The sequence below is a fragment of the Stieleria marina genome (assembly GCA_007741555.1).
Lineage (GTDB): Bacteria > Planctomycetota > Planctomycetia > Pirellulales > Pirellulaceae > K23-9.
Genome location: CP036526.1, coordinates 1,503,449 through 1,514,467, shown reverse-complemented (window position 1 = coordinate 1,514,467; position 11,019 = coordinate 1,503,449). Strand labels below are relative to the sequence as shown.

Here is an 11,019-nt window from a genome sequence, read left to right as displayed (position 1 = left end):
AATGAGTCGTAGGAATCACGAGTATAGACGTTCGATCGTCCCGAGCCACTCGTTCAAGCAACCAAGCACTGATTCGCGACCGATGTCTTCAAAAAGATCATGTCGCATTTCAGGAAAGCCACGGCTGCTTGCATTGTCACCGATTCGCAACGCGACATTGCGACACGCCGTCGTGTCGATCAATGGATCGTCATCACCATAGAGAACCAGTGTACGGACGTCACAATCGCGAGCATGATCCAGAGCCCAGCGTCCTTCAGCGAGAATTTGCGTGGCCAAATAGAGCGACACACGTTCGTGGCGCAGCTCATCTGATTGAATCGCAGCCGCGCGATCCTTGTCACGCGAAAGAGAATCGATCGGCACTGGACTGTTGAAGCAAACCCATCGCATCGCGATCCCGGTCAACCAAGCAGCCAAAATCTGAGGACGCGGCGGTGGATTCTTTGGCAACAATATCGGGGCACAGAGAACGAGCCCGGCCAAGGGATGATCGCTCTCATCAAATTCGTCCGCCCGAATCGCATAGTTGAGAGCCAAGTTGCCGCCCATACTGTGGCCGACCAAGACCTGGGGTAGATGTGGAAATTGCTTTCTTAAGTCAATTCGAGCGCGAGCAATGTCATGGATCAGTCCATCGTAAGATTCAACTTGCCCACGTTTGCCCGGCGATCGACCGTGGCCAGGAAAGTCGAATGCTGCAACGATCCAGCCGTTTGCCGCGAACTCAGCGGCCAACTTTCTGAAACGTCCACCATGATCCCCTAGGCCATGCAGAAACAGCAGGACGCGGTGTGCTTGGACCTCTTCGTCACGCCAAACACGTCCATCGAGTTTGCCACTGCGGCCGGTCAAAAAGAACGTTTCGTGCAAGGGTGCCTTCTCCGTCCCGCATCAAAAACCAAGTGGCGTTTCTTCTCTGCTGACACCGGATTCCTTGACCGGCCCCAGCGAAAAGCGGGCTACTCGACGGCCCATTTCCAGCCATTTGCGAGAATCGCTTTCCATTTGGGATCCTGCATCGTTTCGTTGTGATGCCCAAGCGAGATGCCGAAGACGCGCGTCCCATTGATTTCGTTTTTCCAGATCACCGGTTCGTCTTTTTTGGTCTCTTGGCTGTAAACCGTTGCCAGCACCTTCGCTGTCGGCCAAACGTTTTCGATGATGTAGAGTTCCCCGTTTGGCGTCGTCCACTTGTCGCCCATCCCCGCGAGGATTGGATCAGACTTGCCGGCATCCGTGGGCACGACGTCTAGAGGGTGCTTTTTCTTTTCGTGACGAACGCTGGTCACTCCCAACAGAGAACGCCACGCATCGGCCGTGGGAGCTTTGCGATACGAGTGCATCGAACAATGAACCACAATCGCAGGCACCTTGCTCTTCAAGTGGGCATCGACGATTCCGTTGACAAAATCGCCGTCCGTCACTCCGCCGAAACACTCGTTGTGAATAACGATATCGTAACCTTCGATCCAATCGCCGCTTTTGTAGATATCAGGTTCGATCTCTCGCTTGTCCCCGTAGTGCAGAATCGTCCAGTCGATGTCGCCAATTTTTTCAGAAAGTGCATCGCTGATGATTTGTTTTTGGTTTTGATAGTCGTGGCAGCAGCCGCCCGTCACCAGCAGAGCCCGCACGTTTTTTGCGCCCTTGGTCCCATCGGTGTCAGCCTTGGACTGAGCGAGGAGGCTTCCGGAAAAACCTCCGGTCGTAACGATTACGGCCAACGCGATCAGCCAAATCGGCTTGGTAATCTGGCAAAAAGGACGAATCAGCGACATGTCTGGCTTCCTACAGGCTCTGGTTGATTGGCACGAAATCTGCGTGACTGGTAGTTTAACCAAGTCGACAATGCCAAGGTGACGGGATCATCGGCGAATCGTCTGACAAATACACCTTTTGGATTTTCAATATCATGTTCTTTCGGCTCTTGGCCGCTTTCATCGTTGTTCCGTTGGTAGAGCTTTATCTGCTGCTGCAGGTGGCCGATGCAACCAGCGTTGCGACGACGTTTTTGATCGTCATCGGAACGGGGATCCTAGGATCGTGGCTGGCTCGCCGCGAAGGCGCCATGGCTTGGTATCGATTCCAAGAAGCTCTTGGGCAAGGCCGCGCTCCCAGCAAAGAAATTCAAGACGGATTGATGATCGTGTTTGCTGCCGCGTTGCTTTTGACGCCGGGACTACTGACAGACGCAGTCGGTTTTACGCTTTTGATTCCGCCAGGACGCGCCTTGGTCCGTCGCTTTGTATTGTCACGCTACTTGCGTGGATTCAAAGTTCAGGTTGGCCCCGGAGCTGGCAACGCCAGCGAAGAACAGCCAGCTAGTTTTCGCGACAATGCCCGGCCGGGAGACGACGGGTTTACGATCGACGCCAAAGCGGTGCATCGTAGCTGACCTGCAACGCTCGGTCGTCTCATTGAGACACCGTTGATCAATGAAACGATGTTGATGAAACGTCCCTAAGCGGGTTTGGTTTCCGTTTCGGCCGACAGGGCAGAGTCATTGGCCGGGACTCGCCCCCACGAAACTTTGTTGCAACCTCGTTCGAAGAAGTAGAACAGAAAAAACCCGCTCACGTTCATCGCGATCGCGTAGGTAATCGGACGACTGGTAGGCATCCACGTCAAAACCGTGAAGCTATTCAGTACGGCCAGAAACCGCCAAGCAAAAGATTTAGAAACGCTACGCGCGCGGGTTTCAACAAAATTGTCTATCACTGAGATTGTCCCAACAGGAGGGCGAGATAGGTCACTCGCAGACGTTGTCATTTGCAGTAAAACGACGCCCGAAAAACATCGTTCCGATCACCCTGGCCATTGCGCTAAGTATTGGCTTGGCCCTTGATCGTCTTTTGAGCCACGTCCCATGCCGTGATCAAATGGTCCGCATATTGGTCGGGGTCCAGCAGCACTTTTGCAAATTCGTCGGTCGCTGCGATTTCGATCAACCAGCCTTCGCCATAACAATCGGCATTGATGATCGCGGGATCCGACAGAGCCAGATCGTTGACCGCGACGAGGTTGCCTTGCACCGGTGAAAACAAATCGCTTTCGGCTTTTTTACTTTCGATCGAACCGATATGCGCACGATGGGCCACGGGAGAATCAGGCTCTACCAACCAATCCAAAAAGTAGACGTCCTGCAGCAGTCGCACAGCGTACGCGGTCAGCCCAAAACGCCAACGATCTGGCTGAACGCACAAAGCCCACATGTGATTTTTTGCGTAGCTGCGATCCGTTGGGAATTCCGCCGTAAAATCCCCCATCGCAAATTCAAATCGCTGGCTCTCGTCGATACCCATTAGGTGTAGCGAACACCTTGATGCTCGGGTTCAAAGAAGGCCGGTAACATGGCATCGACTCGAAGCAATCCATCACGCGTCAAACGAATGGTGTCGCCATCAATCGTCGCCCATTCGTCTTTGATGTAGCCATCCCACTGCTCGCGCCAATGATCGACGATATCGACACCGAATTTGTCACGAAAATAGCCGACGTCCAAGTAGCCGCGTTTGAGCAACAAGACCATCTCGCGAACCAGTCGCTGGTGGTCCGTCGGAACGAACCCACGTCCCAACGGCAATTCGCCTGATTCGATCGTTGACAGATATTGCTCCAAATCGGGCAGGTTCTGGTAATGCACGCCGCTGGCGTGCCCAAAACTAGCGATGCCAGTCGCCAACAAATCGGCGCCTTGCCAGAGATTGTCACGGTAGGAGAAATTCACTTTCGACGGATCTTTGACGACCGTGTAGGCGCTGCTGACTGCGTAGCCCGCTTTGATAAATTCGTCAAACGCGTAGCTCACCCAGTCACGCTTGGTTTGCCAATCGGCGACCGGGCTTTCGACTTTGTTGCCCAAAATGTCTTTGCTGTAAACGGTGTTGAACGGCAACTCCATTTGATAGATCGTCACGCTCTCGGGTGACAACTCCAAAGTGCGACGAATGTTTTCGCGCCAGTTGTCCCAAGTCTCACCGACCATCCCGGAGATCAAGTCGATATTGACGTTGGGAAAATCCGCCGCGGTGATCCAATCCCAAGCGTTGAAGACTTGTTTGGAAAGGTGAGCTCGCCCGTTCTCTTCGAGCAGTTTGTCCGAGAAGTTTTCGATCCCCAAACTGATTCGCGTCACGCCCAATTGGTCACGCAGCGTTTTGACTTTGGTTTCACTCAGCGTGCCCGGTTCGCACTCGAACGTCACCTCTTCGGCTCCGTCCCATGTGATGTGTTGCCGCAATCGGTCCGCCAACTTCGTCAGCTGTTTGGGTGACAAAAAGCTGGGCGTGCCTCCGCCAAAGTAAACGAACCGAAACGGTCGATCGCCCATCACTGGCAATTCGCTGACCATCGAAATTTCGTTGCAGAGCGCATCGACGTAACGCTGAACTTCGGGAGCCTTTACATCAGTAAAGACTTTGAAATAGCAGAACTTGCAACGCTTGCGACAAAACGGAATGTGCAAGTACAGCCCCAGCGGCGTATCGTCCTTGGCCGTTTCGCCCAACGCGGATTTCACCGCGGGCAGTTCCTCTTTGTTCCACTGGCTATACGGAGGGTAGTTCGAGATGAAGTAACTACCGACTTCGGTTTTCTTTTTGTCGCTGGCTGCCGATGACATGAGCGGTCTTTATTTAAATGAACTGCAAGGAATCGTTGCAGATAGTCTAGTGTAAGCGAGGCGGTTCGCCATGGTCGCTAAAACGCGTCAGTCGGCCGCGTGGACAAGGATTATCCCGCTAGCTGGCCGAAACTTAGCCAGCACGCTGGCCAAAGCATCGCACGATGCCTTCGTCGTCCGCGATGAACAACTGGCCCCCGGCGATTCCGGGAGCACCGATGAACGAACCCTTGACTTCATAGTGCCATTTTTCTTTTCCGTCTTTCAACCCAAGTCGAACCAATCGGCCGTCGGTTGCCGCGACCCAGACATCGTTGCCCGCAATCACAGGCGACGCATCGGCCCGACGCTTTAAAGTATGTCGCCAGACTCGTTTGCCCGTCGCAATCGAAATCGCATCGATCTGTTTGTACTGGCTGCTGACGATGACATAATCTCCCGAAACCGCAGCGCTGGCACGATACTCTTGCGAACGCTCTTCATCTTCGTAACGCCATTGCTGCGAGTGTTTTTTCCAATCGAACATCAGCACCGCCCCTTCCATGGTCGGCAAAAACGCGTGGTCACCGCTGACCGCCGGGGTACTGCCCGTTGGACCGCCCAGTGGCAACGATTCGCAAACCGACTTGCCGGTTTTGACATCTACAATGTGTAACTGTCCATCGCATCCGCCAAGAAAAGTCCGGCTATTCGCCAGGGCCGGACTGCAGCGGATCTGGTCGCCGGTTTCGTATTTCCAAGCAAGTGTTCCGTCGCTCAGTTCGAAGCAATACAAACTGCCGTCCTGGCTGGTGACCAAAACCGTGTCTTGATAGAAGGCAGCCGACCCGCTGATTTCGCCATCGGTCGTTTGTTTCCAACGCTGTGCACCATCGGCGGTGTTGATCGCATAAAGATTGCCTTCGACATCGCCAATCACCATCAGGTCATTTTTGACGGCGGGCGAAGCCAGGAAACCGGTGTCGTAGTTTTTCTGCCAAAGCTCTTTTCCTGTTTTCCGATCGACCGCATAAAGCCGGCCCATCACGTCGCTCAACAGCACCCGATCGCCAACGATAGCGGGAGTCGATTCGATTGCCTCGGCCGCTTTGTACTCCCAAAGCACCTCTAAGTCGTCGGGCAATTGATGCGCGGTCGATCCGGAAGCCCCCGCGTCTCCACGCGGCAACGACCAGTCGTTTTGCACTGAATCGCTCTGGCCGCTCGTCGGAACTACCGAGGACGATTCGGCTGGTGAGGGTGCGACGGGTGGTGAGGGCGCAACGGGCGAACCACTGTCTTGCGCGACCAACTGAGCCGATGGCACATCGGGTCGCATCAATAACAACAGGCCCAGGCAAATCACCAACGGATTGTTAACCCCTGCGAAAGCCAATTTGTTGTTCATGAGCAAGTTCACTGCCGAAGTAATGAGAGACAATCAATGCGAAATGGCGAGAAAGCGATTGGCAGAGTCCGACGACTTTTCGCGTTAAGTGCATTGTTAGGGATGGAATTCAACAAACAACCGCAGTGAGTTCAAAAACCTACACAAACCCCTCTGCCAGGGATGGTTTCGCTGTCTATTATAAGCGTCATTATAGACAAAACTACGCAACTCGCCTCGAACCTTCGCAAATGCGAAGCGAACCGGCCTAGAGCGAACCGAACCGAACAGTCCCCGTCTCTTTCCCTAGCCGGTTGCTGATTGGCAAATCGCCGACGGGCCAAGCTACTGGGGCTTGAGCTTCGACCCTTCATTCTCAACTCAATTTCAAAATACATGATCTGCGTTAGCCTAGGCCGATCCCGACACAAGCGAATGATCGCCGAGCACAAGTACTTGGTCGAACAAGGGGCCCAACTTGTCGAACTGCGTCTGGACTACATCGGTCGCGCCATCAACCTGGGGCGTCTGCTGAACGATCGCCCTGGCCCTGTCGTCATCACCGCACGTCGACGCGAAGACGGCGGACGCTGGATGCGCAGCGAAGACGAGCGACTGACCGTGTTGCGATCGTCCATCGCCGCAGGTGCCGACTATGTCGACATCGAAGCCGATGTGGCATCTCAAATCCCGCGTTACGGCAACACCAAACGCATTATCAGCTACCACGATTTTTCGGGCACTCCGGATAACTTGAAAGAGTTGCACGAAGCGATGTCAGAGGAAGACGCCGACATCGTCAAAATTGCGTCGATGGCAAACACGTTCGACGACAACCTTCGCATGATGAACTTGGTTCAAAATGCCAAGGTGCCCACGATCGGTATCTGCATGGGCGAAATGGGGATGGTCACACGCATCTTGGCCAACCGCGTTGGATCGCCGTTTACTTATGCGACCTTCAGCGTTGACAAAAAGATGGCGCCGGGCCAATTGAACTGGAAAGAGATGAACGATCTCTATCACTACGAAGAGATCAACCAAGACACTGCCATCTTTGGAGTCATCGCGGATCCGGTCGCTCACAGTCACAGCCCGTTGATTCACAACGCTGCTTTCCGCGATGCCAATATAAACGCTTGCTATCTGCCGTTTCGAGTTGCCGCAGATGACCTGCCTTGTTTCATGGAAAATTGCGCAGGACTGGGCGTCCATGGAATCAGCATCACGATTCCGCACAAGGAAAAGTCGATCGAATATTGCACTCAGGCCGAATCGAGTGCGACCGGCATCGGTGCGATCAACACGATGGTGTTTCATGACGACGACAAATTGGGCTACAACACCGACTACCGCGCAGCGATGGACTGCATCGAACAAACGTTTGACGTCGAACGTGGTGCAGAAGAATCGCTCAAAGGAAAGAAAACTCTTATCCTAGGCGCGGGCGGCGTCGCACGGGCGCTCGCTTGGGGACTACGCCAACGGCACGCCGAAGTCACGCTGACTTCGCGTACTTTCGAACGAGCTCAAATCTTGGCTGCCGAAATTGGTTGTCGATCCATCGAATGGGAAGAACGCCACTCCCTCAAGCCGCACTTGCTGGTCAACTGCACGCCGGTGGGAATGCACCCGGACGTCGACCGATCGCCCTACGATGCCGCTCAGCTAAACGAGTACATGGTCGTTTTTGACACCGTCTACAATCCCGAAAACACGTTGCTAATCAAACACGCTAAACAAGCCAACAGCCGGTTCATCACGGGCGTGGACATGTTTGTGCGACAAGCGGCGTATCAATTCAAACTGTTCACCGGCAAAGAAGCCCCTTCATTGTTGATGCGTCAAACTATCAAACAGGCGACCAACCCGGTGCAGCTGCACTGAACCAGCCCGATGTCCCAATCTACGAAAAAACTCCCCGACAACATTTCGATCCGACAAGCGTTGCCCAGCGATGCGGCATCGATCCACGCACTGATGAGACCCTTCGTTGCTCAGCACTTGTTGCTTGATCGCACCGAAGCAGAAGTCATCGAACTGACGCGTCACGGATTCGTTGCGACCATCAACATCGATGATCGCGAACGATGCATTGGGTTTGCAGCGATTGAGGTCTACAGCCCCAAACTGGCCGAACTTCAGTGTCTCGCTGTGTCCACAGAATACCAACGCGATGGAGTGGGCCGGTCACTGGTTCAGAAATGCGTCGACCGAGCACGCGAACTCAATGTGATGGAAGTGCTGGCGATTAGTTCGTCAGAAGATTTCCTGCACAACTGCGGCTTCGACTACTCGTTGCCAGACCAGAAAAAGGCACTCTTTTGCCAGCTTCGACCTCGCCATCCCGAGTGAATCAGCCAGAGCTGAACTGGCCAATTTTCTGATTGATTGGCCAGCGGGTCACTCCGCGGATCGACCCGCGCTGTCTTGCGTTTTACCGTCGTCAGCGTGACTCTCGAGAGTCATCCCAATCGCCCGGCATCACTTTTTCAGCAGCCGGCTCGTCTGTACCAGGCTTTTCTTCAGTCGGCTTTTCTTCAGTCGGCTTTTCTTCGGTCGGTTCATCTTCGGTGCCGAAAGAAATTCTCTCCGGCTTGGACGGGGGCTCGCGCAGCCAGGCTGGCGACGCCAACGCGGCAGCAGCCCAAAGTAAGATCACCCAATGCGAAGTTTCGTCGCTCGGCCAGAAAGCAGCACCGTGAAGGCGCCGCCAAAGCACGATCTGCAACGTCAATGCGATCGGCATCGCCAACGAAAAAAAACCGAACATGTCGGATTGCAAACGGACGACTTTCCGTAGCAAGAGCGCGATCAACGACGCGACCACGACGACCGCTGGAATTACTTGCCACCCAACCACCACGGCGGGGACGGCAATCACGACGACCAAGTCCAGTAGCCGCGTTGTACCTTGCCCTAGTGGATCCAGTTTGGGATCAGCGGTCGGACAAAGCCCCGATGCCAAAGACCGACCAAGAAGTCCGGCAGCGACTAGCGCCGACACGACTCGCATCACAGCCTCAATGTGCAGTCCGTCTGGAATCCAACCACTTGGCCGAGCGGTTTGCCACGGAACAATCATCAGCGTCGGGTAAGCCAACATTGGCACCACGACTGCCAGCAACGCAAACACAGTCAAGTTCACGGGCAACCTTTGCTTGTCCAACCGAACCAGCCCCAACGCCCATGACGTGGCTACTGCGACGGCGTGATAGATCAGCACAATGATCACAAAACGATCGACCACGGGAGCCCAAAACGGACCGCCATGCCAATGGTTCCATTGATGCGGGATCGCCAACCGGTACAGTTCAGCAATCCCGACCAAAGCCAGAGATACTCCCACCGCGGCTTCGACAATCGGATAGCGAGGAGAGATCGGAAGCTTGCACATTCGGCATCGCCCGCCCAACATCAGCCATCCGAGCACGGGAAAGTTGTCGCGTGGTTTCAAGGCAGTTTCGCAACGCGGGCACCGCGAACGACCATTGATACTGACGCCTCGCGGCATTCTCCAGGCAACGACGTTCAAAAAACTGCCGATTGCAGAACCAATCCAAAGCAACCACAGCGTGATCAATACATCGATGCTGCGTGGCACCCAAAGCTCATCGGCGCCGAAAAACGCTGCATCGCGACTTTGCCACCACGCCATGCCAAAGATGTAGGCAAGAGCGACGATCGCGACCGACGATATCACTAATAGAAAAGGCAAACGAGAACGAAAACGCCGGCGATTCAAAGCGTCAAATCCGTGGTTAAAAGAAGGTGCTCGGAGCAGTTGCGATCTCAGCCACCCGGGACCATCTCGCTGTGACAGTGTCGACTCTTTTTCGCCCCAAAGCAATTCACCTGCAAGCTTCGCCGTGTGAAATGTCGCCCGCGAGGACGTGTTCACAGCGGTTCATTCGATGGGGGTTCATTCGAAGGGGTCCACCGGTCAGCCTATGGCGGCCCTGCCCACACGGCATCCGCCCCAAACGCCACACGCTTCAATTCAATAGGCTACCATGTTAGAGCGTATCGTTTCGTTCCCGATGGCCGGTTAAGTTCTGTGGCTGAGGCGGGAACTTCAGTTCGTTTGCACGTCCATTTCCCAAGTCAATGCCCGCATCTGACAAAGTCCTTGTTGTTGACGACAGCCCCACGCAACGGGAGCTGTTGAAAATTCTGCTGGAAGAAAATGACTTCCAAGTGCAGACGGCAGCCAACGGAGAAGAGGCTCTCAAATCTGCACTGGCCGATCCGCCGATCATCGTCATCACAGATCTGCAAATGCCGGGCATGGACGGGCTGGAGCTAACCGAACAGCTCAAAATGCAGCTGCCACTGGTCCCGGTGGTGCTGACGACCAGCCAGGGCAGCGAAGAAATCGCCGCCGCAGCACTTCAGCGAGGTGCCGCGAGCTATGTGCCCAAACGTGATCTCGCTCGCGCCTTGGCTCCAACCATTCGCCAAGTCCTTTCGCTCATCCACGGCAACTTGGAAATCCGGTCGGTCTTGCCCTACACGACGGCAATGACATTGGAACTGAGAGTCGAAAACGATGATTCGCTGGTTCCCGGAGTGATCGCTCGCTTGGAACAAGCCGCGCGCGAACTGGAGCTCTTTGACGAATCCGAATGGATGCAAGTCGCCATGGCTTTGGGCGAATCTCTGCTCAACGCCATGATTCACGGCAACTTGGAAGTATCGTCGGAATTGCGTGAAAAAGACGACGGCCAGGCTTACATCAAAATGATCGGCCAACGACGGAGCGAATCGCCGTACTGCGACCGCCGAGTACTGGTGCGATTGGATGCCACCAAAGACGTCGCAGAATTCCTGATTCGCGACGAAGGACCTGGCTTTGATGCGTCCGCTCTGGGAGACCCCACCGACCCTGAAAATCTTGAAAGCGTCGGTGGCCGCGGCTTACTTTTGATCAATGCGTTTATGGACTCCGTCCAGCACAACGAAACGGGCAACGAAATCATGATGGTCAAGAGCAAGCCCGAAGCGGTGCAGGCGTGACAGCCCCAACCCC

The 11,019-nt window shown here is 54.6% G+C and carries 11 protein-coding genes; 4 read left to right on the top strand and 7 right to left on the bottom strand.

Features of this window, described 5'->3' with window-relative positions; all coding sequences use genetic code 11:
• Positions 1-15: 15 nt before the first annotated feature.
• Together K239x_RS05320 and K239x_RS05315 are read right to left on the bottom strand one after the other, a co-directional pair.
• Positions 16-873 carry an alpha/beta fold hydrolase gene (locus tag K239x_RS05320; RefSeq protein WP_145416676.1) on the bottom strand — a complete coding sequence of 286 codons (858 nt, stop codon included), beginning with the start codon at positions 871-873 and terminating at the stop codon, positions 16-18.
• An 89-nt stretch (positions 874-962) separates the two neighbouring features.
• On the bottom strand, positions 963-1,781 hold the full coding sequence (locus tag K239x_RS05315) for a ThuA domain-containing protein (RefSeq protein ID WP_145416674.1): 819 nt from the start codon (positions 1,779-1,781) through the stop codon (positions 963-965).
• Positions 1,782-1,915: 134 nt separating this feature from the next.
• On the opposite strand from K239x_RS05315, the gene K239x_RS05310 reads away from it, so the two are divergent.
• Complete coding sequence (locus K239x_RS05310) at positions 1,916-2,398, top strand: FxsA family protein (RefSeq protein ID WP_145416672.1); 483 nt, start codon at positions 1,916-1,918, stop codon at positions 2,396-2,398.
• A 65-nt stretch (positions 2,399-2,463) separates the two neighbouring features.
• Here K239x_RS05310 and K239x_RS05305 read toward each other — a convergent pair whose 3' ends face one another.
• The 4 genes from K239x_RS05305 to K239x_RS05290 form a co-directional block, all read right to left on the bottom strand.
• Complete coding sequence (locus tag K239x_RS05305; protein ID WP_145416670.1) at positions 2,464-2,721, bottom strand: hypothetical protein; 258 nt, start codon at positions 2,719-2,721, stop codon at positions 2,464-2,466.
• 104 nt (positions 2,722-2,825) lie between these two features.
• The gene (locus K239x_RS05300; RefSeq protein WP_145416668.1) at positions 2,826-3,305 is read right to left on the bottom strand and encodes a glycine cleavage system protein H; all 480 of its coding nucleotides are present in this window, start codon (positions 3,303-3,305) and stop codon (positions 2,826-2,828) included.
• On the bottom strand, positions 3,305-4,624 hold the full coding sequence (locus tag K239x_RS05295; RefSeq protein ID WP_145416666.1) for a coproporphyrinogen-III oxidase family protein: 1,320 nt from the start codon (positions 4,622-4,624) through the stop codon (positions 3,305-3,307). Before K239x_RS05295 ends, K239x_RS05300 begins: the two co-directional genes overlap by 1 nt.
• Positions 4,625-4,757: 133 nt before the next feature.
• The gene (locus K239x_RS05290; protein WP_145416664.1) at positions 4,758-6,011 is read right to left on the bottom strand and encodes an outer membrane protein assembly factor BamB family protein; all 1,254 of its coding nucleotides are present in this window, start codon (positions 6,009-6,011) and stop codon (positions 4,758-4,760) included.
• A 375-nt stretch (positions 6,012-6,386) separates the two neighbouring features.
• Between K239x_RS05290 and aroE the strand changes: the two genes are divergently transcribed.
• Both aroE and K239x_RS05280 read left to right on the top strand, forming a co-directional pair.
• Positions 6,387-7,877, top strand: a complete 1,491-nt coding sequence (aroE, locus tag K239x_RS05285; protein ID WP_145416663.1) for a shikimate dehydrogenase — start codon at positions 6,387-6,389, stop codon at positions 7,875-7,877.
• Between the two features lie 9 nt (positions 7,878-7,886).
• Positions 7,887-8,345 carry a GNAT family N-acetyltransferase gene (locus K239x_RS05280; RefSeq protein ID WP_145416661.1) on the top strand — a complete coding sequence of 153 codons (459 nt, stop codon included), beginning with the start codon at positions 7,887-7,889 and terminating at the stop codon, positions 8,343-8,345.
• Positions 8,346-8,436: 91 nt separating this feature from the next.
• Here the strand turns inward: K239x_RS05280 and K239x_RS05275 are convergent, their stop codons facing one another.
• Positions 8,437-9,891 (bottom strand): A24 family peptidase, encoded by a 1,455-nt coding sequence (locus K239x_RS05275; RefSeq protein ID WP_419189700.1) that lies wholly within the window; start codon positions 9,889-9,891, stop codon positions 8,437-8,439.
• A gap of 206 nt (positions 9,892-10,097) precedes the next feature.
• Here K239x_RS05275 and K239x_RS05270 point away from each other — a divergent pair, with 206 nt between their 5' ends.
• The gene (locus tag K239x_RS05270) at positions 10,098-11,006 is read left to right on the top strand and encodes a response regulator (RefSeq protein ID WP_145416659.1); all 909 of its coding nucleotides are present in this window, start codon (positions 10,098-10,100) and stop codon (positions 11,004-11,006) included.
• The last annotated feature ends 13 nt before the right edge of the window (positions 11,007-11,019 follow it).

Coding starts and splice junctions, on each gene's coding strand:
- K239x_RS05315 (WP_145416674.1), bottom strand. CDS start 1,781: ATGTCGCTGATTCGTCCTTTTTGCCAGATTACCAAGCCGATTTGGCTG.
- K239x_RS05310 (WP_145416672.1), top strand. CDS start 1,916: ATGTTCTTTCGGCTCTTGGCCGCTTTCATCGTTGTTCCGTTGGTAGAG.
- K239x_RS05300 (WP_145416668.1), bottom strand. CDS start 3,305: ATGGGTATCGACGAGAGCCAGCGATTTGAATTTGCGATGGGGGATTTT.
- K239x_RS05295 (WP_145416666.1), bottom strand. CDS start 4,624: ATGTCATCGGCAGCCAGCGACAAAAAGAAAACCGAAGTCGGTAGTTAC.
- K239x_RS05290 (WP_145416664.1), bottom strand. CDS start 6,011: ATGAACAACAAATTGGCTTTCGCAGGGGTTAACAATCCGTTGGTGATT.
- aroE (WP_145416663.1), top strand. CDS start 6,387: ATGATCTGCGTTAGCCTAGGCCGATCCCGACACAAGCGAATGATCGCC.
- K239x_RS05280 (WP_145416661.1), top strand. CDS start 7,887: ATGTCCCAATCTACGAAAAAACTCCCCGACAACATTTCGATCCGACAA.
- K239x_RS05270 (WP_145416659.1), top strand. CDS start 10,098: ATGCCCGCATCTGACAAAGTCCTTGTTGTTGACGACAGCCCCACGCAA.